This window comes from Burkholderia arboris (assembly GCF_902499125.1).
Classification (GTDB): Bacteria; Pseudomonadota; Gammaproteobacteria; order Burkholderiales; family Burkholderiaceae; genus Burkholderia; species Burkholderia arboris.
Genome location: NZ_CABVPX010000013.1, coordinates 25,172 through 48,755 on the forward strand (window position 1 = coordinate 25,172; position 23,584 = coordinate 48,755).

The 23,584-nt window shown below is 62.2% G+C and carries 18 protein-coding genes and 1 pseudogene; 6 read left to right on the forward strand and 13 right to left on the reverse strand.

All coding sequences use genetic code 11. The features are described 5' to 3' along the window. Positions 1–158: 158 nt before the first annotated feature. The 7 genes and pseudogenes from BLA15945_RS17280 to BLA15945_RS17310 all read right to left on the reverse strand — a co-directional run bounded on the left by BLA15945_RS17280 (position 159) and on the right by BLA15945_RS17310 (position 8,388). Positions 159–824, reverse strand: a complete 666-nt coding sequence (locus BLA15945_RS17280) for a hypothetical protein (protein WP_174992992.1) — start codon at positions 822–824, stop codon at positions 159–161. Between the two features lie 417 nt (positions 825–1,241). Beyond that, positions 1,242–1,886, reverse strand: coding sequence for a hypothetical protein (locus tag BLA15945_RS17285; RefSeq protein WP_217468160.1), 645 nt, complete (start codon positions 1,884–1,886; stop codon positions 1,242–1,244). Positions 1,887–1,896: 10 nt separating this feature from the next. Beyond that, positions 1,897–3,957, reverse strand: coding sequence for an AAA family ATPase (locus tag BLA15945_RS17290; protein WP_233464249.1), 2,061 nt, complete (start codon positions 3,955–3,957; stop codon positions 1,897–1,899). 41 nt (positions 3,958–3,998) lie between these two features. Then, a pseudogene (locus BLA15945_RS17295) lies at positions 3,999–4,415 on the reverse strand (SOS response-associated peptidase family protein); the annotation flags it as partial. 305 nt (positions 4,416–4,720) lie between these two features. After that, positions 4,721–6,154, reverse strand: coding sequence for a hypothetical protein (locus BLA15945_RS17300; protein ID WP_217468161.1), 1,434 nt, complete (start codon positions 6,152–6,154; stop codon positions 4,721–4,723). A 432-nt stretch (positions 6,155–6,586) separates the two neighbouring features. Continuing rightward, positions 6,587–7,426: a DUF5677 domain-containing protein gene (locus BLA15945_RS17305; RefSeq protein ID WP_174992994.1), complete on the reverse strand. Its 840-nt coding sequence runs from the start codon at positions 7,424–7,426 to the stop codon at positions 6,587–6,589. Positions 7,427–7,992: 566 nt separating this feature from the next. Continuing rightward, positions 7,993–8,388 (reverse strand): RidA family protein, encoded by a 396-nt coding sequence (locus tag BLA15945_RS17310; protein WP_174992995.1) that lies wholly within the window; start codon positions 8,386–8,388, stop codon positions 7,993–7,995. A gap of 834 nt (positions 8,389–9,222) precedes the next feature. On the opposite strand from BLA15945_RS17310, the gene BLA15945_RS17315 reads away from it, so the two are divergent. Next, on the forward strand, positions 9,223–11,364 hold the full coding sequence (locus BLA15945_RS17315) for a hypothetical protein (RefSeq protein ID WP_174992996.1): 2,142 nt from the start codon (positions 9,223–9,225) through the stop codon (positions 11,362–11,364). A 73-nt stretch (positions 11,365–11,437) separates the two neighbouring features. On the opposite strand, the gene BLA15945_RS17320 is transcribed toward BLA15945_RS17315, so the two are convergent. From BLA15945_RS17320 to BLA15945_RS17340, 5 genes are all read right to left on the reverse strand, one after another. After that, a complete protein-coding gene (locus BLA15945_RS17320; RefSeq protein WP_059233944.1) occupies positions 11,438–12,838 on the reverse strand; it encodes a GGDEF domain-containing protein in 1,401 nt (466 codons plus the stop codon). Positions 12,839–13,099: 261 nt separating this feature from the next. Continuing rightward, positions 13,100–14,278 (reverse strand): acetyl-CoA C-acyltransferase, encoded by a 1,179-nt coding sequence (locus tag BLA15945_RS17325; protein WP_174992997.1) that lies wholly within the window; start codon positions 14,276–14,278, stop codon positions 13,100–13,102. A 62-nt stretch (positions 14,279–14,340) separates the two neighbouring features. Further along, entirely contained in the window at positions 14,341–14,973 is a 633-nt protein-coding gene (pncA, locus tag BLA15945_RS17330) for a bifunctional nicotinamidase/pyrazinamidase (protein ID WP_059233942.1), read from the reverse strand. 44 nt (positions 14,974–15,017) lie between these two features. Next, positions 15,018–17,102 (reverse strand): 3-hydroxyacyl-CoA dehydrogenase NAD-binding domain-containing protein, encoded by a 2,085-nt coding sequence (locus BLA15945_RS17335; RefSeq protein WP_174992998.1) that lies wholly within the window; start codon positions 17,100–17,102, stop codon positions 15,018–15,020. A gap of 189 nt (positions 17,103–17,291) precedes the next feature. Beyond that, positions 17,292–18,935: a 3-(methylthio)propionyl-CoA ligase gene (locus BLA15945_RS17340; protein WP_174992999.1), complete on the reverse strand. Its 1,644-nt coding sequence runs from the start codon at positions 18,933–18,935 to the stop codon at positions 17,292–17,294. Between the two features lie 151 nt (positions 18,936–19,086). Between BLA15945_RS17340 and BLA15945_RS17345 the strand changes: the two genes are divergently transcribed. The 5 genes from BLA15945_RS17345 to BLA15945_RS17365 all read left to right on the forward strand — a co-directional run bounded on the left by BLA15945_RS17345 (position 19,087) and on the right by BLA15945_RS17365 (position 22,907). Continuing rightward, positions 19,087–20,655: a protein adenylyltransferase SelO gene (locus tag BLA15945_RS17345; RefSeq protein ID WP_174993000.1), complete on the forward strand. Its 1,569-nt coding sequence runs from the start codon at positions 19,087–19,089 to the stop codon at positions 20,653–20,655. Between the two features lie 45 nt (positions 20,656–20,700). After that, positions 20,701–21,132, forward strand: coding sequence for a peptide-methionine (R)-S-oxide reductase MsrB (msrB, locus tag BLA15945_RS17350; RefSeq protein WP_059233938.1), 432 nt, complete (start codon positions 20,701–20,703; stop codon positions 21,130–21,132). A 133-nt stretch (positions 21,133–21,265) separates the two neighbouring features. Beyond that, positions 21,266–21,796, forward strand: coding sequence for a septation protein A (locus BLA15945_RS17355; RefSeq protein ID WP_059233937.1), 531 nt, complete (start codon positions 21,266–21,268; stop codon positions 21,794–21,796). A 1-nt stretch (position 21,797) separates the two neighbouring features. Further along, positions 21,798–22,106 carry a BolA family protein gene (locus tag BLA15945_RS17360; protein WP_059233936.1) on the forward strand — a complete coding sequence of 103 codons (309 nt, stop codon included), beginning with the start codon at positions 21,798–21,800 and terminating at the stop codon, positions 22,104–22,106. A gap of 18 nt (positions 22,107–22,124) precedes the next feature. Continuing rightward, positions 22,125–22,907, forward strand: coding sequence for a peptidylprolyl isomerase (locus tag BLA15945_RS17365; RefSeq protein WP_059233935.1), 783 nt, complete (start codon positions 22,125–22,127; stop codon positions 22,905–22,907). Positions 22,908–23,035: 128 nt separating this feature from the next. Here BLA15945_RS17365 and BLA15945_RS17370 read toward each other — a convergent pair whose 3' ends face one another. Beyond that, positions 23,036–23,581 carry a GNAT family N-acetyltransferase gene (locus BLA15945_RS17370; protein WP_174993054.1) on the reverse strand — a complete coding sequence of 182 codons (546 nt, stop codon included), beginning with the start codon at positions 23,579–23,581 and terminating at the stop codon, positions 23,036–23,038. Positions 23,582–23,584 lie beyond the last annotated feature (3 nt).

A 23,584-nucleotide genomic window follows, 5' to 3' on the forward strand; every position in this document is an offset into this window, starting at 1 on the left:
TTTATCTGACAAAGCCTGACGCAGTAAGCTACACAGATAGTTTTGGCGATGGGCCGCGTCCCCCTCAACAGTCTGTTGCAAAAGACAGTCGTTCAGCGCTTGAAATCACCAATCTGCCCGTCTTTTCGGACCTATCCGGCGCATTACCGTGCCAGAGTTCATTGCTGGAACTCCGGCGGTGGTTTCGTCCCAACAAGGATCTCCAATTCCCCTTTCATAAATCCAGGTTCAGCGGATTCGATGAGTGGCAGCCCTGCTGCATGAAACGCATGCATGAGTGCGATTCGCTGTTCAAGCGTGCCACCCTTCAAAGTAAGACCCACAGCCCTCTCATAACCACTGAAAAACTTCGTCTTGAGACCCGCAGCTGTAAGTGCCTGATTAAGATCCTCTCGGAATACAGTTGACTCCGGGTCGGCACCCACGAACGTAAGCCAAAGTTCGATGCTCTTACCCTTTAGGGCGATAGCAAGTTGCCGGGCTTGTCCTAACGATACTCGGCGCCACGCCATTTGTGCTTTGAGGCGCTCCTGTTCCAGCCGTGCTTGCGCAACTTCAGCGTTTGCCTTGGCAGTCTCTGCCTCAGTCTCGGCTATTTGCGTTTTGAGACGGTCCTGCTCTACCCGCGCTTGCGCAACTTCGGCCTTAGCCTTAGCAGTTTCCGCCTCATTCGCCGCTATTCGCTCGTCAGCGAATTTTTCACGAATGCCGCCGCTCCAAAACACCCCGATCGTACCTACAAGCGCGGATACGGCACCGACGACAAGAAGAATGTTAGCCCAGGAGAAAAGCGCGTCCGCCACTGGCTGTGTGATATCGAACATAGACCGAAAGAACCAACGTGGTTTCATTGCGGAAGACGAATGAGCATGACCGACTCCCGATGATACAGTGGGTCGCGGACCGTTAGCGTGATGGTCAACCTTTGGGGATTCTGCACGGTTCGGACTTGGCCGGGAGCTACCACTCGCCGTTGCCGACAACTGGCCGGATGACGAACTTCGAATTATCTTGCGCGGGTCGCTGGTAAACTCGTGCAGCCAAAGCAACTTTTCCTGGTCACATGGGCGCGCAAACCTACGCAGCACCTGCACCCGTCACCCCAATGATGCAGCAGTACCTGCGCCTTGCCTGATAAGGCTCAGCGCGCAAACCTACGCCAAGACCTACGCCACCCGGTTCCCGATAGACCGTTTCCGACCCATTGCTGCCAGCCATTCGGGGCGATTGACCTATGGTCGTCATCGCACTTCGTACTTAAAGCTGTTTCCGTAGCGCCCCACATTGGTGCCCCTAAAATGCTGGTCTCCGACGTTGAGAAGCCGTGGCAGTTGAAGAAGCTCACCGTTGCGCCCCGGTTCTTCATAGAGGTGTAACACGGCAACAAACAGGGCGGCAACTGAGTTGATGCAGTTCTTTAGGTTTGCCTTTGAAAAATGTACGTCGCGGTGGTGCTTAACCTTGTTATGGTCTTGCCACCAAATGGGTGGATGTCGCTCTGCCCAATCGATCCAAGGGTGGAGAGTCAGGCCGTATCGGGGAATTTGGACTTCAAATGCAATGAAATTTGAACATGCTTGGGAGATCACCCCAAAGTAAGCATTGATGCTTTCTGCGGTTGATTCCGGATTGTGCTTCCGACAGAGCTGCTTGAGCACCACATCGACCTCTGAACTGGCGCCGAGTAGCAGTCGCGCGATCTCGATTGAATAGGTTGCGTCGTTGCCCGCGGCAAGGTCCACAAATCGTGAGAGACGATCTAGATCCTCCTCAAGGGCTAGGAAGTAGTTCCAGTGGACATATGAGTGAGATCTAAGTATCGCCACGATGTTTCTCCGTCCGATTTCAATCGGGCCGTTGGTTGGAATCGATTGCCAACGGCCCACGAGGGCGTGTCTAAAGCTTCGCCTCGATGTGTGGCGCATGTGACTGTATGCTGAGGAGTGTAGTCAACACGTCGGCAGGGGCCAGCGATGGCATATCGCGAAGATGTTCTTGCCGCGAATTACCAGACAGCCGATTCTTGTGGGATTTAAGTTCATTAAAAGTTTCGCGAGCCACAAGCTCAAGATCATGCCCACGTATATCGGAAAGCCACCTCGGCTGACTGATTTTCGTACCGCCAGCATATTCGACGATTCTGTCCTCCCCCGACCATACGAATCCACTAGGCACAATGTCAAAATTTTCCACTGCCCACGAAACAATGCGCTCAAAATCCTCCCGATCGACTTTACCCGTCACAATCCGATTGTGCATTTTAAACAATGTGTCAAGAATTTTTTCGCTGATATAGGCGCAAAGTTTTTGAAGTGACTCCCGGTCCATATCGAAAATTTCACCAGGCGGACACGCATATAGCTCACGAAAATTATGGTCCTGCCACAAATTCCATCGCCTTAAATGCACCGCAAGAAATATGGGATCATGCAGATAATTCTCAATACTGTGTTTGAGCCCGGCAATTTTCACTCTTTCAGTACCAGATTGCGCTATATCTCGATCTATCAATCCATATACCCACGGATTACCGGCTTTAGCGAGATTCTCAACTAAGTACCGCACTCTTTCACACCCCCCACCCTTTTCATGACCAACCGGGATGAATTGGAGCGAGATTTCCGAAATAAATTTCTCTCTATGCGCATGATAGACTTGCTCATAAAACTGTGCATCATGCTCACTTTCCACAAAAACTTGCCGTCGATGTTCGTGAGCAACACTCAACGCAGGGACGCCAGTGGTCAAGTGATACAAGGCTTCATCTTTTCCGGATTTTCGCGGTATACCACCAGCGTGTCGCTCGAGAATAAAAAGACTCTCCTCCGGAGCGAGTGCAACGGTTGTCGGCGAATGCGTTGTCATAATCACCGCCACCCCGCGCGCCTTTACAAACACATTTTCGATTACAGCGAGGAAGCGCTTGGCCATTGACGGGTGAAGATGGGCGTCAGGCTCATCTAGCAGAAGAAGTTGGAAAAATTTCCCGGTACTTTCCGCAGCCAATCGCCACATAATTGTTGATACGATCACCTTCTCACCTGACGAAAGTCCCTCAAATGGAAATTCGGCCCTTCTCTGCTCATCAATAAATTTAAGCTGATAGTAGTTTGAATTCGAAAAAACAGAAGGCGTTATACGATCTGGAGGTGATACGCGCAACGATAGTGAGGCCGCTGCGAGGATCTCATTCAGCAAATTCCATGGCTTTTCTCCAAATCGCCTCTCAATTTCCGAATCACTCACCCCTTTCGAACGTAGATTTGCCGACAGCAGTTCATAGGCGAAGAAGTAAAGCGCCAAATCAAATTGTGTTGGCGAGTGAAAGAATGGCGCCGCAATGTGAAGCGGCGTTAGTCCATCTCGAAATGATTCGAGTGATGGTTGAGATGCGATCCGCTTAGACGATGCTATCTCTTCCACAACGAAATCCGCGTACGCCGGATCGCCTCGCCAGGCCGGATTAGCTTGCGCCGTGATTGTTTCAGATGGATGCCGATGCAGTTCGTTAATACGCTGCTTGACCGCATCTTCTGATGCTGAACTTCCCGACCTCATTGTCCACGCGGACGAGGAATAGAAAACACCGCCATTGTTAAGGGGAACCCCATGAAGAACAACGGCAGCATTTCCATAGGATGTCGACTGATGAGCCATTTGACGTCCTTGAGGCTGATCGACTTGCGCGCCTAGTCCCTTACCCAACGCATGAAGAAGTTGCGATTTTCCAGTGCCGTTCTCTCCAGTCACAATAGCAAGCAACGGGATGTTGTCCCATACGCCGTCTCGAAGACATCCACCACTTCGAGTGATAGTGATCCGCGTCTTCGTCAATTGCCCCGACTCCATGCCCTCATCCCCGTATTCGTTCCAAGTTTGTACGACACGCCTTTTCGACCAAACATAACTCCGGCCCGACTCCCCGACATACTTGTCGAAAGGGAATACACCGCTCATCGCAGGCTAAGCACTATCGACTGTCTTTAAGTGCCTGCAAGTTACTTTGGTTCTGTGATCATGTCGTTCGACAAATACAAATGCAACATTGCCCGTACAGCTTCAACGTTCGTTGTGTGCAGCCACTCGTCATAGTCCGCCGGGTGCAATATCACCACGGACCGCTTTTCGTCGCCGGGCTTGTGCATACGCCCCATCACGGCATGGCCGTCCGCGTTGACGGTCATCATCGTCATGCCGACCAGCGAGCGGCCGTCCTCACCTTCGTAGCGCCGCCAGATACCGGCGACGCAATACGGTTGCCAATCCGTTAGCCCAATCCGCTGCCAGACATTCCGGCCCGTCTCGTAACATGGCTCGTATATCCATCGGACCGGGATCAAGCAGCGCTGACCAGCTCGCCATGCCTTCCCGAAACCGCGACGCGTACGAAACCTGTCGCTCTGGGCCGAGACGGAAGTACAAGCATGGATTCGTTCCATCACATCGCGCGAAACGTCCACTGCCCAATAACATGTCCAAGTCTAGACCTGATCCCTCAGCCAGCATCTGATCAGGTCTGAAATAACTTGGATGTGCTCTCATCAAAGGCCATGATCGACCCTTAGCCGCCGCTCGCACTTGTCCGACTGCAACGGCCGTTTCTGGAGTGCTGCCGCCGCATCCGCGCCTCGCCGAGCACTTACTTCCACAGTGCGCTCGAAGACCACGCTCTGACCCAGCCCGTGGCGGACATCGGTTTCGACAGCGAATTCACCGACGCTTAACCGATGGTCGGCGGCGCTTGACGCAAAGGCCGGTATTCGTGGTTGGGCGAGGCGTAGTCGATGTACTGATCAGCCGCGTTGGTCATCCGTAGCAGTAGGCGCTGGAACAGCCCCCTCAGCAGCTTCATGTCCCGGATCGCAGCCACCTCCTGACCCTGTGGGATCGGCGTGCCATGGGCGGCTTTGTTCCGTCGGCGCCACGCGGCGTCCTCGTCATCGCCCAGCTCAAGGTTCAAGGCAGCCATCACGTCTTTCAGCCGCTGACGCTGATCGATGCCATTGAAGGTAGGCAGCTTATTCTTCAAGGCCATCTTCGCCTCAAGGGAGATGTTGCCGCCGTCGATGACGGCGCTGAGTGCAGTCTTGAGGATCTTCCATTCGTCTCGGGTGGCCCAGCCCTCTTGCACCTTTCCGGGGTTGGCTTTGGTGTAGGCACTCTGCAAGCCCTCAATCGCCGCGCCGAAGTGAGCGGGCGCGATGTGCGGAGTGGCGGCGCACGCATGCCAGAAGGCCCAGTGCAGGTTCGCAAGATCTAGGGAGTCGAACGCCGTCACAAATGCCTGGATCGCCTTTGACAGTTGTGGGGCACCAAGCTCATTCAGGAAGCGGTCGCCGAGCGGCGCGAGCTGGAGAGTTTCAATGTCGAAGGCATGGCGGCGCAGGCTGTAGGCGCTCCGTGCGAGCGTGGACACGACGTTCCATTCGGCATCGTAGTGGGATGTGCCGAGATCGACCAAGTACACGCCCATCGCGAAAGAAAGGCCTGTTCGGACCTTCTTTCGAAACTGGTCGTCTGGGGCGCCATCGTAGACGATGCACCCCGGCTTGATGGCGCCGGGGCGGTCTTCTCTGTCGAGCGCGCAAACGTAGAAGGTCGCGCCATCCACCGTAACCTTGGCGGAGTTCCACGAGGTGCTGGAACGGTCGGTATCGCTCGCGATAGTGATGCCGTCGTTCAGAGAAATTCTTCGAGTAGTGATGGTTCTGGTAACCACGTTGGAAGCCGCTGGCCAAACGTATGGGCTCGTGGGCAGGTTTTCGAGCCAGTCGATGACATATGCCGCGGGTGCCCCGGACGGGTTGTTTGTCTTGGCGACATGGACCTGAGCCAGCTCCTTGAGCGGCTGCTCGGTCACACCGAGGGTCTGGCGATTCTGACTGTAGGGCATCAGCCCAAAGAATTCCCCTTCGAGACCACCCACGCTCCGGAGGAGCGCCCGCTCGTTCGTCAAACGAACCGTGCCTGGCGGCAGATTGATCGCCGCCGACGTCGCATTGGGGGCGGCCTCAGTCTCCAAGATAAGGTTCAGCTTTTCGTCCCGGCGGATCGAAAAGCTACGAATTGGCTGATGGAGTGGGCCGGGATCGGTGATCTCGAAAAAACCCTTGTTCAGGATTCGAAGGCATTCCTCGGTCAGGTCGCGCATCATCAGAAGAGCCGCCGGATGTCTGTTATCGGCCGAAATAGCTTTATGGGCTGATCGGGCAATGCGAGGAGACTCTCCCGCTCATAAAAGCGACGAGCGCCCTCATCTTTCGCGTCGATGATAACAGCGAACGACGCAATTTCACTCCGTGCGGCGCGGTGGAGCGCAAGCGATCGCTGGGGACCGTGGCTAGGGTGATTGCGGCGCACGCGTCTTGAATGAAGGAGTGAATACGTTCACGGGACAGCATGGCGGGCAGGTCTTGCCGGTGAAGCGGTCACTGGACAGGCTACTTGAGCGATCGCGCAAAAGACTCATATTGGCCGGTAGCCGCCGCTCGCCTGTGCCGACAACTGGTCGGATGGCGACCTCCGAGCAGGCACGCTTGGGCCGCCCGGAAACTCGGGCAGCCAAAGCAACTTTTACACGAGTCTGCTAGCTGGCAGTTCCATAGATTGCGTCAAAATCAGTGGCCGTGAAGCGCCACCTCTCTGCCGTTTCTCTTGTCGGACTTTGCTCAAATAATTGCCTTGCGGATTCAAATAGTCCCGCATAGACCGCAACGAAGTGCGCCATGGTCATATTCAACAGGCCAAACATACTGTTGGAAATCGCGCGCTGTTCCTCGATGGTTCTCGCTTCCCCCACCTGCAGCGCGGCTGCGTAGCTCGAATGTGAGTAGTCACAGAGGTAGCCATAAATGTTGCGGAAGTACCGCTGATGCAGCCCTGCTTCCGTAGCCAGTTCATGCCATTGTTTGCCGGCACTCCAATCACCCTTTGCCAGTGCTTTGCGCTCTTTTGTCGAGTGGCCTGCGAACAAGGGGTGACCTTCAATCTCTCGTCGCAATCCTTCCACCGTCGCCGACTCCTCCGACAACTTTTGTCGACCGTCTGCGGTGATTGGAATCCGGCGCTGCCGATCCATGAGGCCTGCCATGCGCCAGGTCATATGCCGGAACCGGCTCACATCGAGGTTAGGGTTTCCGAAGATGAAAGCAAAAACGATGTAGTTTTCTAAGACCGACCGAGCCAACACCTTGATCGAGCCATGGTCAACGATGGGGGTTTTTATGCCGCCAATTTCAAGCTCAGCCCCGTCACCAAGCGTCTTTATGGTGTGCAAGTGGAAGGCCAGTTTCTTTGCTAGCGTCTGACGATCGTTCTGCCACTCTTGCCCCTTGGGGATGAGGATCCCTGCCTGCGCTTGAACCATCGCCATTAGCAATTGCAGGAGGTTTGTGAAGTGAGGCTCATGATGATAGTTTTCGCCCATTTCTGATTCCTGCTCTCCATTGCAACGATCGAGTGTAAATGATCCGAGCGCGGAGAACGCTCAGGCGCAGCCGGATGGATCGGAAGACCACTGCCCCATCCCGGAGCAACGAATCCTGTAATCACCCGACAGCCTGGGAGAATGGGTTAATCGCACGTCAGTTTTCGGAACCGTGCGAAGGGCCGGATACGCACGTGGTCAGTCGTTCCAGCACACGAAAAAGGGGTATTGCAGGGGGTATCAAACGTACGCGTGCGGATAACATTTCTTGTTAATCAATACCTTACAATACGAAATGTCAATTCAGTTTCCACATGACGATATGCCTGATCACTTCGTTCGCTCCAATTCGTGTTGTTTCGGCAATTCGCCTGTCACGCTTGGCAATCGGGTACGTCGCCCCCGATCACCGTTCACTCGAAATCGTGTCCAGCCCCAAGATCCGACAAGCGAAGGCAGGCGACAAGCCTACCAAACTTGCCGACGCCTAATGGATTGTATTTTGAGGCCCTTGTCGGAGATGACCCGCCGTTAGCGCCAAGCAGCTTGAGCGGTGAAGCGGACAATCAATCAATGATCGCAATCGCATCAACCTCGATCAGGTAGCCGGGGGACAGCGTCGCGACACCGAGCACCACGTCCGCCGGCTTGTGATCGCCGAACAGCGCTTTCCGTGCGCTTTCGATAATCGGCAGGCATGCGTCGCGGTCGTAATTGACGACGTAGATGGTAATCCTCGCGACCTGCTCGGGTCGCGCCCCGGCACCCGCGAGTGCCCGGCCGAGATTGCCGAATACCTGGCGCGCCTGGGCGTCAAGATCACCCTGTCCAACCAGCTTGCCGTGGATGTCCTCGGGCTCCTGGCCCGAGATGAATACCATCTTGCTCCCCGTCGCAACGACGACTTGCGTGTAGGTTTGCGGAACGGGCAGATCCTTGGGATTGATGCATTCGAGCGCCATTGAGCGGGCCTCCTGCCATGGTCGAATTCCACCCCGCCAACACGTGCGGGCCAGGTCTACAGGAATCGCGCTGCGACAGGTCTTTTCGATCGATTCCTTCGACAAATGCTAGCAGACGTCGAGGCATTTCCTGGCCTCGTCGCCAGGTACAGGCTGGATCGTGGCACTGGAGACGCCCCTGGGACCGCCGGCAAGCACGACGTACGGGCCGGCGGCTCCAGTGACACGAACGCGGTCTTCGATTGCTTGGCAGGAATGCGGATTGCTCGGTTTCGCGCGCGCCGTATCAGCGCATCCCGGCCTTTCACGACAACGGCCGATATAAACACGACGATTCATTTCCTTTCCGACGTCAATCGCCGGGATGAAACGCTATTGCCGATCGTTTCATTACCGGATATCCAGACTGCACTCCTCAAATCAATTCAACCGCACATTTTACCGATTCAATGAGTAATAATTGCAACTAAATTCTCAATCCAATATTGAAAAATCACACGACATTATTGACTCTGACTTTCCCCAAAATTTAGAATCCCCTACGATGGCTTACGTTTCATTTTCTTCCACCGCACCCGATCCGCCACTCACTGGCGCGAAGGCGCTTTACATCGCCTTTCCCTTGCTGCACAAAGACGCCCTCGTCGCTTCAGTTTTCCGCACTTATCAGTCATGCGTTTATTTGCAGCCTGATTTGCTTTTTTAACAAGCGCCACGCTTCGATTAATTCCAGCCATTCACCCAAATAGCTGCGACACGAGACCAAACGGACCACGGATCCGCGCATTCGAACATCCAGATAAAAAATCGCCATTCATCAGGAGGGACATCAACATGCATCGCCTTGCGAAGTCGCTGTGTCTCGGGCTCGTCTGCGCCAGCCTGCTCGCAGCCTGCAACGACGACGACGTCCAGTCGAACAGCCCGCCGTCGAACCAGGCCGCGCTGTCGTTCCGCATGGACACCGGTGGCCAGATCAACGCGTTCTACCGGCAGGACAAGGTCGCCGCGCACCTGCTGGTGCGTTCGTCGACGAAGCCGCGCCTGCTCGTGGTCTTCCCCGCCGGTAACAGCGGCACCGGGCTGTGGTTCGACGACACCGCGCAACCGGTGAACTGGAGCCTCGACACGTCACCGTCCGCGCTGTCGGCGCCCGACGCGCGCGGCCGCCCGCTGTACGGCATCGGCGCCGACGTGTCGGTCGATACGAATACGCTGACGATCCGCCAGGGTGTGCTCAGCAACGTGCGCTTCCTGCGCGACTTCAACGGCGGCGCAACGATTCCGCAGCAGATTCTCACCACGCCGACCGTCCAGGGCAGCGCCGCGCAATGGCAACGCGACCGGATCGACGGCGCGCCCGGCTATTCGCTGCGCATCACGCTGCGCGACGGCGGCAGCATCGCGCCGGCAGCCGGCGGCAAGCTCGTGCTGAACGCGCCGGCGGGCTCGCACACGCTGAAGCTGCACATCGATGCGCTGTCGGGCGAGACGCCGTTGTCGCCGATCGCGCACGCGGACCTGTTCGCCCCGTCCGTGAACCCCGACCCGGTGAGCCAGAACGTCCTCGAATTCCTGAGTTTCAATGACAAGCTGCTGGCCGGCTCGTGGCAGTACGACACGTACTTCGGCCGCGACACGCTGATCTCGGTCCGCATGCTGATGCCGGTACTCGGACCGGCGGCGATCGAGGCCGGCCTGTCGTCGGTGCTGAGCCGCCTGTCGGTCGACGGCAGGGTCGCGCACGAGGAAGGCATCGGCGAATTCGCGCTGGTCGACAACCAGAAGAACGGACGGCCGAACGATCCGGCACCGACCTACGACTACAAGATGATCGACAGCGACTACCTGCTCGCGCCGATCGCGGCCGCATGGCTGATCGACGATACGCGCGGCCAGGCGCGTGCGGCCGCGTATCTCGCGCAACGCGGCAGCGACGGGCAGACCAACGGCAACCGCCTCGTCGTGAACCTGCTGCACGTCGCGACGACCGCGCAGGCGTTCGCGCAGCAACCGACGGTCGCGAACCTGATCCACCTGCGGCCCGGCGAGATCGTCGGCAACTGGCGCGACAGCACCGACGGCCTCGGCGGCGGCGTCTACCCTTACGACGTGAATGCGGTGCTCGTGCCAGCTGCGCTGCGCGCGGCGAACGCATTCCTCGCGCACGGCCTGCTCGATCCGTATCTGGATGCCGGGCAACGCGCGACGCTCGCCAACACGGCGACCGAAGCCGCCACATGGGAAACGCAGGCGCCGCCGCTGTTCCAGGTCAGCGTGCCGGCTGCGCAGGCGGCCACCGACGTGTCGACCTATGCGCCATCCGCCGGCGTGCCGGCCGGTGCCGCGCCAGGCGCACCGCTGGCGTTCTACGCGCTGTCGCTCGATCAGCAGGGCAACCCGATTCCGGTGATGAACTCCGACGGCGGTTTCGCGCTGCTGTTCGGCACGCCGCCGGACGACCAGCTCCAGCGGATCGTCACCGACGTCACGCGGCCGTTCCCGACCGGGCTGGTGACCGATGCCGGGATGCTGATCGCGAACCCGGCGTATGCGAATCAGTCGCTGTGGCCGAAATTCACGAGTTCCGCGTATCACGGCACGGTGATCTGGTCGTGGCAGCAGGCGATGTGGGTGGCCGGGCTCGATCGCCAGCTCGCACGGCAGGACCTGTCTGCCGCGACCCGCACGCTGCTCACGCAGGCGCGGCAGACGATCTGGCAGGTGATCTCGAACGGACGCGACATGCGGACGTCGGAAATGTGGACGTGGTCCTACGTGAACGGCAGGTACCAGACCGATGCATTCGGCACGCGCAGCGCGGACGCGACCGAAGCCAACGCGGCCCAGCTCTGGAGTACGACGTATCTCGCGATCCGCGATCCGCAGCAGCGCGCGGGCAAGTACTGGTGGCAGGCGTCGCAGCAGATGCCGGACGGGCAGCCGAAACATGCGACGGCGGTGGCGTCACGCTAGCGCATCGCCTGCCGGCCGGCATGCAAACAGCCCCGGGGGCGTTGCCGCCTCCGGGGCTTCGGCTGAAACCGGACTACCGCGACACCACGCGGTTGCGCCCCTCCCGCTTCGCCGCGTACAACCGCTCGTCGACCACCCTCAGCAACGCATCGACCGTGCTGCCGTCGACGCCGTATTGCGCGACGCCGACGCTGACCGTCACCTGCACGCGCTTGAAGTCCAGCCCGAACGGCGAACTCGCGATCGACGAACGCACGCGCTCGGCCGTCATCCGCGCGCCTTCGAGCGGCATGTCCGGCAGCAACGCCATGAACTCCTCGCCGCCGACCCGCGCGAGCCCGCCCGCCGGCCGGATCGCCTCGAGGCACTGGCGCACGACGCCGCGCAGCACCTCGTCGCCGATCTGGTGCCCGTAGGCATCGTTGATGTTCTTGAAATTGTCGAGATCGAGTGCGAGCAGGCAGAACGGCGTGCCGTCGCGTTCGGCCCGCACTATCTCGCGCTCGACCTGCGCGATGAACTGCCGGCGGTTCGACGCGCCCGTCATCGGATCGGTCGCGGCCATGTACTCGAGCTTCTGGTTCGTGCGTCGCAGTTCCTGCAACGCGCTCTCGGTGCGCGACATCGATTCCGCCAGCCGGCTCATCAGGTCTTCCTGGCTGTAGATCGCCGAGAACGAGCGCGTCGTCTGCAGCGCCTGCACGACGCCGTAGCTGAGCAGGAAGAAGCCGCCCGCGAAAATCGCGTGCGCCAGCCACCACATGTGATTCCACGGCTTGCCGAGAATGAACGCGAGCGACGACAGCGCGAACGCCATGATCGACACGCCGTAGATCACCATCAGCGGCGAACGGATCCGCCGCGCGAGCAGCAGGCACACGTTCAGCAGCGAGAACACGAGCGCGCCGCCTTCCATCGACAGCCGCGTCCCCAGCGCGCCGGCGATCGGCGAATACGCAATGTAGGCAACGACGACGTTGACGATCACGAAGAACACGATCCACGGCAGCCACGTCCGCACGCTCGTGCGCTTCTCGATCCGGTCGGGCGGACGCGAATACGACAGCAGGCCCGTCAGCAACAGGATCGACATCACGAGCCGCGACGCGGGCCCGTACAGCAGGAACAGCCAGATATTGTGGTGCGCCATCCCGGTGAACGCACCGTGCAGCGCATAGATCATCGCGAAGCCGAGAAAGCCGAGCGTCAGCCAGCGCAGCAGCGGCTCGCCGGACGACCGGTAGCACACCCACGTCACGTAGGTGACGAACGCGCCTTCGAGGGTCGCGGCCGCGATCGCAATTTCATGGAATGCGTGGCTCTCGAACACGACGTGCGGGTCGCTGAAGAACCACAGATAGGCAATCAGATACGCAGGCAGCAACGCGAATCCGACCAGCAGGCATTTCGCGTAGAGCCTCGCGGCCGCGCTGACGACGCGCGGCGGTTCCCCGGCTGCATAAGTCGTACTCATTCGGTCCCCGGTCGGTCTGCTGCGTTGGTTCGAACCTTCGCGGCACGGATCGCGCGATGCGCGCTCCGGCCCATCGTGCCGAAAGGCAAATGTCAGAGCAAGTATAGGTGGGGCAATTCGTTTGACAAGTAAGGGGAAACGGCATTGCCGGGCACATGCCTTTTGCTTCCCGACCGTTTCGAATTGCGGTTCAGTCGCGCCGATTCACGTCGCGGCCGCGGGCGTCGCCGAAGCGCGCCCGTGGCCGCCACCGGTCAATGATCAGAGGATTTCGAACAAGCCGGCCGCACCCTGCCCGCCGCCGATGCACATCGTGACGACCACGTACTTCACGCCGCGCCGCTTGCCTTCGATCAACGCATGGCCCGTCAGGCGCGCGCCCGACACGCCGTACGGATGGCCGACCGCGATCGCGCCGCCGTTCACGTTCAGCCGGTCCTCAGGAATCCCGAGCGTGTCGCGGCAATACAGCACCTGCACCGCGAACGCCTCGTTCAGCTCCCACAGGCCGATGTCGTCGACCTTCAGCCCCGCCTGCTTCAGCAGCTTCGGCACCGCGAACACGGGGCCGATGCCCATCTCGTCGGGCTCGCAACCGGCCACCGCGAAGCCGCGGAACACGCCCAGCGGCTGCAGCCCTTCGCGCTGCGCGGCCTCGGCGCTCATCACGACGCATGCCGACGCGCCGTCCGAGAACTGGCTCGCGTTACCGGCGGTGATCACGCCGCCCGGCACGGCCGAACGGATCTTCGACACGCCTTCGAGCGTCGTGTCGGGGCGAATGCCTTCGTCGGCCGATACCGTCACTTCCTTCGTGAACAGGCGGCCCGTCGCCTTGTCGGCAATGCCCGCGAGCACGGTGATCGGCACGATTTCGTCGCGGAAACGCCCGGCTTCCTGTGCGGCCGCGGCGCGCAGTTGCGACTGCACGCCGTATTCGTCCTGCCGCTCCTTCGAGATGCCGTAGCGCTTCGCGACGTTCTCGGCCGTCTGCAACATGTTCCAGTAGATCTCCGGCTTGTGCTGGACGAGCCAGCCCTCCTGGACCATGTGCCGATTCATCTCGTTCTGCACGCACGAGATCGATTCGACGCCGCCCGCGACATAGACCTCGCCTTCGCCCGCGATGATCCGCTGCGCGGCCAGTGCGATGGTCTGCAGCCCCGACGAACAGAAACGGTTCACCGTCATCCCCGGCACGGTCACGGGCAGCCCCGCACGCAGCGCGATCTGCCGTGCGATGTTCGCACCGGTCGCGCCTTCGGGGTTCGCGCAGCCCATGATCACGTCCTCGACGCGTGCGGGGTCGAGCTTCGCGCGTTCGAGCGCGGCCGCGACCACGTGGCCGCCGAGCGTCGCGCCGTGCGTCATGTTGAATGCGCCACGCCAGGATTTCGCCAGCGGCGTGCGTGCGGTCGATACGATTACGGCTTCGGTCATGCGAGTCTCCTTCGGTCCTGCTTCAAATATGTAAACAGACCCTGAATCGGATGGGAAATGCGCTACGCCGCCGGGCGCGCGCCCGCGGACGTCACATGTGCGACGCCCGCTGCCTGCATCTGCTGCCATGCGTGCGCGAGCGACCCGTTCAGGTCGATCGCACGGCACGCATCGTTGATCACCGCGGCGTCGAAACCGGCCGCGCGCGCATCGAGCGCCGACCACGCAACGCAATAGTCGGTCGCGAGCCCGCAGCACCACACGCGCTTCGCGCCGAGTTCGCGCAGGTAGCCCGCGAGCCCGGTGCGCGTCGTGCGGTCGGCTTCGACGAACGCGGAATAGCTGTCGACCTGCGCGTCGCCGCCCTTGCGGATCACGAGCCGCGCGTGCGGGATGTCGAGGTCGCGATGCAGCGCTGCACCTTCAGTGTCCTGCACGCAATGCACGGGCCACAGCACCTGCTCGCCGTACGGCAGCGCGAGCGTGGAAAACGGCTCGCGGCCCGGATGGTTCGCAGCGAACGACACGTGCTCGCGCGGGTGCCAGTCCTGCGTGAGCACGACCTGGTCGAAGCGCTGTGCGAGCGCGTTGATCACGGGGACGACCGCATCGCCGTCCGGCACCGCGAGCGCGCCGCCCGGCATGAAGTCGTATTGCACGTCGATCACGAGCAGGACGTCGTCGGTGCGTTTCATTGCGTGTCTCCAGACAGGATCGGTCGCGCCGCCATGCAGCGTCGTCAGCCGTTGAACCCGCGGCCGGCTTTCGCCAGTTCCGCGATCGACGGCGCGAGCTGCCATGCGTCGCCGTTCGGCGCGGCCGCGTAGCGGCGAATCGCGCGCTCGACGTTGTAGAGGCCGACCACGTCCGCGTACAGCATCGGGCCGCCGCGCCACAGCGGGAAGCCATAGCCGGTCAGGTAGACCATGTCGATGTCGGACGCCTTCGACGCGATCTTCTCTTCGAGGATCTTCGCGCCTTCGTTGACGAGCGCGAGCACCAGCCGCTCGACGATCTCGTCGTCGCCGATCTTGCGTCGCTCGACGCCGCGCTCCTTCGAATACGCGACGACCATCTCGTCGACCAGCGACGACGGCTTCGCCTTGCGATCGCCCGGCACGTAGTCGTACCAGCCGGCGCCCGTCTTCTGGCCGAAACGGCCCTGTTCGCACAGGCGGTCGGCAATCTTCGAGTACTGCAGATCGGGCTTCTCGACATAGCGGCGCTTGCGGATCGCCCAGCCGATGTCGTTGCCGGCGAGGTCGCTCATCCGGAACGGCCCCATCGCGAACCCGAACTTCTCGATCGCGCGATCGACCTGCGCGGGCAATGCGCCTTCCTCGAGCATGAACAGCGCCTGGCGGATGTACTGCTCGATCATCCGGTTGCCGATGAAGCCGTCGCACACGCCGGACACGACCGCCGTCTTGCGGATCTTCTTCGCGACGGCCATCACGGTCGCGAGCACGTCCTTCGCGGTCTGCGCGCCGCGCACGACCTCGAGCAGCTTCATCACGTTCGCCGGGCTGAAGAAGTGCATGCCGACGACGTCCTGCGGGCGCTTCGTGAACGCCGCGATCCTGTCGACGTCGAGCGTCGATGTATTGGACGCGAGGATCGCGCCCGCCTTTGCGACTTCGTCGAGCTTCTTGAACACCTGCTCCTTCACGCCGAGTTCCTCGAACACGGCTTCGACGATCAGGTCGGCATCCTTGAGGTCGTCGTAGGACAGCGTCGGCGCGATCAGCGCCATGCGCGCGTCGAGCTTCTCCTGCGTGAGCTTGCCCTTCTTCACCTGCGCGTCGTAGTTCTTGCGGATCGTCGCGATGCCGCGCTCGAGCGCGTCCTGCTTCGTCTCGAGCAGCGTGACGTGCAGACCCGCGTTGATGAAGTTCATCGCGATTCCGCCGCCCATCGTGCCCGCACCGATCACGCCGACGCGACGGATCTCGCGCAGCGGCGTGTCGGACGGCACGTCGGGAATCTTGCTCGCCGCACGCTCGCCGAAGAACGCGTGGCGCAACGCACGGCTTTCCGGCGTCATCATCAGCGCGACGAAACCCTCGCGCTCCGCGATGCTGCCCTTGTCGAAGCCGTTCAGCACGCCGGCCTCGATCGCGTCGATACACTTGTGCGGCGCGGGGAAATTCGGTGCGGCGGCCTGCGCGGAATTGCGCGCGAACTGGATGAAGCCTGCGGCGTTGTCGTGGACGATCTTGCGATCGCGCACGCGCGGATGCGGCCCCTTCTGCGCGCCGGCCTTCTGGGCAAACGCGACAGCCGCGTCGAGCAGGTCGCCGTCGGCCATTGCATCGAACAGCCCGCTTTTCGCAAGGTGTTCAGACAGCACCGGCGCGCCCGACACGATCATGTTCAGTGCGGTTTCGAGCCCCACCGCGCGCGGCAGGCGCTGCGTGCCGCCCGCGCCCGGCAGCAGGCCGAGCTTCACTTCGGGCAGCGCGACCTGCGCGCCGGGCGCCGCGACGCGGTAGTGCGCGCCGAGCGCAAGCTCGAGGCCACCGCCCATCACGACGCTGTGCAGCGCGGCGACGACGGGCTTCGCGCTTGCCTCCACCGCGTGGATCACGGTGTGCAGCGTCGGCTCCTGCAGCGCCTTCGGCGTATTGAATTCGGTGATATCCGCACCGCCCGAGAACGCGCGGCCCGCGCCGGTCAGCACGATGGCCGCGACCGACGGATCCTGCGCGGCGCGATCGAGCGCGTCCATGACGCCCTGGCGGGTCGACAGGCCAAGCCCGTTGACGGGCGGATTGTTGAGCGTAATGACGGCCACGCCGTCGCGAGTCGAGTAATCCACTGCCATCTGCCTGCCTCCATGCATCGCGCGCCGGGGTGGCTGCGCTTCATTGTGCGCGGTCGAACAGCCGCATGTCCGGATGAACTGAGGCAGCATACAACGAAAAAGCACGGTCGTTCAATTTGAATTTTGTTGCCGATCCGGGGACGGATCGGGCGACCGGTTCGCGGGCCGTCGCCGGCCCGGGTGCCACGCTTACGGCTCGCACACCGCCGTCGGCAACACGTAGTCGCGGAACGTCTCGCGCAGCTTCAGCTTCTGCAGCTTGCCGGTCGCGGTGTGCGGCAGCGATTCGACGAACACGACGTCGTCGGGGATCCACCATTTCGCGACCTTGCCTTCATAGAACGCGAGCAGCGTGTCGCGGTTCAGGTTCGCGCCTTCGCGCGGCACCACGACGAGCAGCGGGCGCTCGGTCCATTTCGGGTGAGCACAGGCGATGCACGCGGCTTCGGCCACACCCGGGTGGGCAATCGCGACGTTCTCGATGTCGATCGAGCTGATCCATTCGCCGCCCGACTTGATCACGTCCTTGCTGCGGTCGGTGATCTGCAGGAAGCCGTCGGGATCGATCGTCGCGACGTCGCCGGTCGGGAACCAGCCGTCCGACAGCGGCGATTCATTGCCGCGAAAGTAGTGGTCGATCACCCACGGCCCGCGCACCTGCAGTTCGCCGAACGCAACGCCGTCCCACGGCAGTTCCTGGCCGTCCTCGCCGACGATGCGCATGTCGACGCCGCAGATCACGCGCCCCTGTTTCTCGAGCAGCCGGCGCTGCGCGTCGAGCGGCCGCTGCGACTGCGCCCAGTTGAGCTTCGCGAGCGTGCCGAGCGGCGACAGCTCGGTCATTCCCCATGCATGGATCACGCGCACGCCGTATTCGTCCTCGAACGTGCGCAGCATCGCGGGCGGGCACGCCGAGCCGCCGATCACCGTGCGATTCAGCGTCGAGAAGCGCACGCCGGCTTCGCGCATGTAGTTGAGCAGCCCGAGCCACACGGTCGGCACGCCCGCGGAGAACGTCACGCGTTCGGCCTCCATCAGCTCGTACAGCGATTTGCCGTCGAGATCCTTGCCGGGCAGCACGAGCTTGCCGCCGGTCAACGGCACCGCATACGGCAGCCCCCACGCGTTGACGTGGAACATCGGCACGACGGGCAGCACGGCGTCCATCGCGGACAGGTTCATCGCGTCGGGCAGCGCGGCGCCGTACGCGTGCAGCACCGTCGAGCGGTGCGAATACAGCACGCCCTTCGGGTTGCCGGTCGTGCCGGACGTGTAGCAGAGCCCCGACGCCTGCTGCTCGTCGAGGCGCGGCCAGTCGTAGCGGCCGTCCTCGGCCTCGACAAGCGTTTCATAGCAGAGATAGGGCGTCGCGCCCGACGGCAGGTGCGCGGCATCGGTCATCGCGACCCAGCCCTTCACGTGCGGGCACTGCGGTGCGATGGCGTCGACGAGCGGCGCGAAATTGATGTCGAAGAAGACGTAGCGGTCTTCCGCGTGATTGACGATGTACGCGATCTGCTCGGGGAACAGGCGCGGGTTGATCGTGTGGCAGACAGCGCCCATCCCGCCGATCCCGTAGTACGCCTCCAGATGACGGTAGCCGTTCCACGCCAGCGTGCCAACGCGGTCGCCGGTTTCGACGCCGAGCCGCGCAAGCGCCTGCGCCAGTTGCTTCGCGCGGCGTTCGCAATCGCGGTACGTATAGCGATGCAGGTCGCCTTCCACGCGCTTCGACACGATTTCCGTGTCGCCGGCGTGCCGCGCGGCATGCGAAATCAGCGAGGACACCAGCAACGGCATGTCCATCATCTGGCCCAGCAACGGCTTACCCATCGTCTTGTTCTCCGTGAGGATGCGAATCGGTGACCAGCCTCTGCGGCGCGCCCGTCAGCGGCCCCGGACGGGCGTGGCGCACGGCGCGCGCGCCACCATGCGGGCGGCGCGGCGCCGCCTTACAATATCGGCTTACCCAGAGGCGCTCAACATGTCGTTTTCCCGAAGCGCAGCCGATGCGGCTGACACCCTCCCCGACCTCGCCGCCACGCTCGGCGCGCCCGCCGCAGGCGCGTTCGTCACGCTCGGCGATGCGTTTCATACGCGGCTGCCGGCCGCGCCGCTTGCCGCGCCGTACGTCGTCGGGTTCTCCGACGAAGTCGCGCAGCGGCTCGACCTGCCGCCGTCGATCGCCGCGCAGCCCGGCTTCGCCGAGCTGTTCGCCGGCAACCCGACGCGCGACTGGCCCGCGCACGCGATGCCGTACGCGTCGGTGTATTCCGGCCACCAGTTCGGCGTATGGGCCGGCCAGCTCGGCGACGGCCGCGCGCTGACGATCGGCGAGCGCACCGGCACCGACGGCCGCCGCTACGAACTGCAATTGAAAGGCAGCGGCCGCACGCCGTACTCGCGGATGGGCGACGGCCGCGCGGTGTTGCGCTCGTCGATCCGCGAATTCCTGTGCTCGGAAGCGATGCATCACCTCGGCATCCCGACCACGCGCGCGCTGACGGTGATCGGCTCCGATCAGCCGGTGGTCCGCGAGGAAATCGAGACGTCGGCCGTCGTCACGCGCGTGTCGGAAAGCTTCGTGCGCTTCGGCCACTTCGAGCACTTCTTCTCGAACGATCGCCCCGACCTGCTGCGCCAGCTCGCCGATCACGTGATCGACCGCTTCTATCCCGAATGCCGCGACGCGGACGATCCGTACCTCGCGCTGCTCGAAGCCGCGACGCTGCGCACGGCCGACCTCGTCGCGCAGTGGCAGGCCGTCGGCTTTTGCCACGGCGTGATGAACACCGACAACATGTCGATCCTCGGCGTGACGATCGACTACGGCCCGTTCGGCTTCGTCGACGCGTTCGATGCGAACCACATCTGCAACCACTCGGACAACAAAGGCCGCTATGCGTACCGGATGCAGCCGCGCATCGCGCACTGGAACTGCTACTGCCTCGCGCAAGCGCTGCTGCCGCTGATCGGGCTGCAGCACGACATCGCCGACGACGACGCGCGTGCCGAGCGCGCAGTGGACGACGCACAGGCCGTGCTCGCGAAATTCCCGGAACGTTTCGGCCCCGCGCTCGAACGCGCGATGCGCGCGAAGCTCGGCCTCGAGCTCGAACGCGAGAGCGACGCCGAACTCGCGAACAAGCTGCTCGAGACGATGCACGCGAGCCATGCGGATTTCACGCTGACGTTCCGCCGCCTCGCACAGATCTCGAAGCACGACGCGAGCCGCGACGCCCCGGTGCGCGACCTGTTCATCGACCGCGAAGCGTTCGATGCGTGGGCGAACCTCTACCGCGCGCGGCTGTCCGAGGAAATGCGCGACGACGCGGCCCGCGCGGACGCGATGAATCGCGTGAACCCGAAATACGTGCTTCGCAACCATCTGGCCGAAGTCGCGATCCGGCGCGCGAAGGAAAAGGATTTTTCGGAAGTCGAACGGCTCGCGCAGATCCTGCGCCGCCCGTTCGACGAACAACCCGAGCATGAAGCGTACGCGGCGTTGCCGCCCGACTGGGCCGGGTCGCTCGAAGTGAGCTGCTCGTCCTGAGCCCGCAACCCGCGCGTATCGACCGACCGATCAGGAGAACCCCACATGTCCCACGATTCCGACGACAAAACCTTCCCGTACCAGAAGGACGACGCCGACCTGCGCCGCCGGCTCACGCCGATGCAGTACGAGGTCACGCAGCATGCGGCGACCGAGCGCGCATTCACCGGCGAATACACCGACACGGAAGACGCCGGCATCTACAAATGCGTCGTCTGCAGCACGCCGCTGTTCGAATCCGGTTCCAAATTCCACTCGGGCTGCGGCTGGCCCAGCTACTTCAAGCCGCTCAACGGCGAGGTGATCGACGAGAAGGTCGACTACTCGCACGGGATGGTGCGCGTCGAGGTGCGCTGCAACCACTGCGGCGCGCATCTGGGCCACGTCTTCGAGGACGGCCCGCGCGACCAGACCGGTTTGCGGTACTGCATCAATTCGGCTGCGTTAAACTTCGAGTCCCGACCCGAAAACGAATGAGCGGCGCCGGGCGGATCTGCCGGGCGGTCAGCCTCGGGCCGGACCGCCCCGACGATCCGCGACGGCGATGCCTGGCGGGTCCCTACAACGGTGAAAGGCCGCTCAAGCGGCCTTTCACGCAGCTGCGAGCGCCATGAAATTCCTGTTCGATCTGTTTCCGATCATCCTGTTTTTTGTCGCCTTCAAGGTCTGGGGCATCTTCACCGCCACCGCGGTCGCGATCATCGCGACGCTGGCCCAGGTCGCCTGGGTCGCCTTCCGGCACCGGAAGGTCGACACGATGCTGTGGGTCAGCCTCGGCGTGATCGTCGTATTCGGTGGCGCCACCCTCGTCCTGCATGACGAGAAATTCATTCAATGGAAACCGACTGTGCTGTACTGGTTGTTTGCGATCGGGTTGCTCGCCGCGCGTTATGCGTTCAGCAAGAACCTGATCGAGAAGATGATGGGCAAGCAGCTCACGCTGCCGTCCCCCGTGTGGGACAAGCTGAATGTTGCATGGGCGCTGTTCTTCGCGGTGCTCGGCGTCGCGAACCTGTACGTGGTGCACAACTTCACCGAATCGCAATGGGTGAACTTCAAGCTGTTCGGTACGACGGGCGCGATGGTCGTATTCATCATCCTGCAGAGCCTGTGGCTCACGAAATACCTGAAGGACGAGTGACATGACGGACGCCTTTCTCAACGCCTCGACCGGCGAACGCGTCGCGCTGATCGAAGCGCGCCTCACAGCGTCGCTCGCGCCGCTGTCGCTCACCGTGCGCGACGACAGCGCGCAGCACGCGGGCCACGCCGGCGCGGCCGCCGGCGGCCATTTCACGGTCACGATCGTGTCGGCCGCATTCGCCGGCAAGCCGCGCGTCGCGCGGCACCGGCTGGTGTATGATGCGCTCGCTGATGCGATGCAGCGCGGCATTCACGCGCTCGCGATCGTGGCTTACACGCCCGAAGAATTCAACGAATCTTCAATCTAGTCTCATTAGGAATTCCCGATGATCCTGAAATCCCCCCGCCTGTGGGTCGCGGCGGCTGCTTTTGCAGCGGCACCGGCATTCGCCCAGAACATCGCCGTCGTGAACGGCACGCCGATTCCGAAGTCGCGCGCCGACGCGATGGTCGCGCAGCTCGTCCAGCAAGGTCAGGCCGATGGCCCGAAACTGCAGCAGGCCGTGCGCGAGGAACTCGTGAACCGCGAAATCCTGATGCAGGAAGCCATCCGCGAAGGCATCCCGAACCGTCCTGACGTGAAGGCGCAAGTCGCAGTCGCGCAACAGACCGTCGTGCTGCGCTCGATGATCGAGAGCTTCCTGAAGAAGAACCAGCCGACCGACGCCGAAGTGAAGGCGCGCTACGACGACCTCGTCAAGGGCGCCGGCGGCAACCGCGAATACCACCTGCACCACATCCTCGTCGACAACGAGCAGCAGGCGAAGGACCTGATCGCGAAGATCAAGGCCGGCGCGAAGTTCGAGGATCTCGCGAAGCAATACTCGAAGGATCCGGGTTCGGGCAAGAACGGCGGCGATCTCGACTGGTCCGACCCGAAGGCCTACGTGCCGGAATTCGCGGCGGCTGCGCAGAAGCTGCAGAAAGGCCAGATGACCGACACGCCGGTGAAAACGCAGTTCGGCTGGCACATCATTCGCGTCGACGACATCCGCGACATCGCCCCGCCGCCGCTCGAGCAGGTGAAGGCGCAAATCGCGCAACAGCTGGTGCAGCAGAAGCTGCAGGCGTTCGAGGAAGGTCTGCGCCAGCAGGCGAAGATTCAGTAACGCCGGCGATACTCGCCCGTGCATCGAAAAGCCGCTCTTCGGAGCGGCTTTTTCGTTGGGTGCGCGAAAACGTGCCATAAAAAAGCCGCTCCGAAGAGCGGCCTGTTCCGTACCGGACGTCACCCGCACTATGCGGGATAAAACACGTCGTGATAGCGCACGTCACCCGACGGCAGCGTGGCCGAATCATCGAACGACAGCGCGAGGAAATACTCGGGCGGCACGCCCGGAAACACGATGTCGCCGGACGGTTCGAACCCGAAACGCGCGTAATACGCCGGCTCGCCGAGCACGACGCAACCACGCGCACCGAGCCGGCGCAACGCGTCGAGCCCCGTGCGCACGAGCCCCGCGCCGATGCTCTGCCGCTGGCAATCGGGCAGCACCGCGAGCGGCGCGAGCCCGTACCACTGCTGGCTGCCGGCCGGCTCGCCGCCGATCGCAACCGCCGAGAACGCGACGTGGCCGATGATGCGCCCGTCGCGCTCCGCGACGAGCGACACGCTCAGCGCACCGTCCGCGCGCAGCGTCTCGACGATGCGCCGCTCGAACTGCCCGCATTCCGGCTCGCCCGCAAACGCGGCGACGATCACGCGGCCGATCGCGTCGGCCTCGCTCGCGCGTTCGTCGCGCAGCGTGACGACCTCGACCGGCGCGTTCGGATCGAACATCATCCC

Coding starts and splice junctions, on each gene's coding strand:
- BLA15945_RS17325 (WP_174992997.1), bottom strand. CDS start 14,278: ATGACCGAAGCCGTAATCGTATCGACCGCACGCACGCCGCTGGCGAAA.
- BLA15945_RS17300 (WP_217468161.1), bottom strand. CDS start 6,154: ATGATGCGCGACCTGACCGAGGAATGCCTTCGAATCCTGAACAAGGGT.
- pncA (WP_059233942.1), bottom strand. CDS start 14,973: ATGAAACGCACCGACGACGTCCTGCTCGTGATCGACGTGCAATACGAC.
- BLA15945_RS17370 (WP_174993054.1), bottom strand. CDS start 23,581: ATGATGTTCGATCCGAACGCGCCGGTCGAGGTCGTCACGCTGCGCGAC.
- BLA15945_RS17365 (WP_059233935.1), top strand. CDS start 22,125: ATGATCCTGAAATCCCCCCGCCTGTGGGTCGCGGCGGCTGCTTTTGCA.
- msrB (WP_059233938.1), top strand. CDS start 20,701: ATGTCCCACGATTCCGACGACAAAACCTTCCCGTACCAGAAGGACGAC.
- BLA15945_RS17290 (WP_233464249.1), bottom strand. CDS start 3,957: ATGAGCGGTGTATTCCCTTTCGACAAGTATGTCGGGGAGTCGGGCCGG.
- BLA15945_RS17360 (WP_059233936.1), top strand. CDS start 21,798: ATGACGGACGCCTTTCTCAACGCCTCGACCGGCGAACGCGTCGCGCTG.
- BLA15945_RS17310 (WP_174992995.1), bottom strand. CDS start 8,388: ATGGCGCTCGAATGCATCAATCCCAAGGATCTGCCCGTTCCGCAAACC.
- BLA15945_RS17280 (WP_174992992.1), bottom strand. CDS start 824: ATGTTCGATATCACACAGCCAGTGGCGGACGCGCTTTTCTCCTGGGCT.
- BLA15945_RS17340 (WP_174992999.1), bottom strand. CDS start 18,935: ATGGGTAAGCCGTTGCTGGGCCAGATGATGGACATGCCGTTGCTGGTG.
- BLA15945_RS17335 (WP_174992998.1), bottom strand. CDS start 17,102: ATGGCAGTGGATTACTCGACTCGCGACGGCGTGGCCGTCATTACGCTC.
- BLA15945_RS17345 (WP_174993000.1), top strand. CDS start 19,087: ATGTCGTTTTCCCGAAGCGCAGCCGATGCGGCTGACACCCTCCCCGAC.
- BLA15945_RS17305 (WP_174992994.1), bottom strand. CDS start 7,426: ATGGGCGAAAACTATCATCATGAGCCTCACTTCACAAACCTCCTGCAA.
- BLA15945_RS17355 (WP_059233937.1), top strand. CDS start 21,266: ATGAAATTCCTGTTCGATCTGTTTCCGATCATCCTGTTTTTTGTCGCC.
- BLA15945_RS17315 (WP_174992996.1), top strand. CDS start 9,223: ATGCATCGCCTTGCGAAGTCGCTGTGTCTCGGGCTCGTCTGCGCCAGC.
- BLA15945_RS17320 (WP_059233944.1), bottom strand. CDS start 12,838: ATGAGTACGACTTATGCAGCCGGGGAACCGCCGCGCGTCGTCAGCGCG.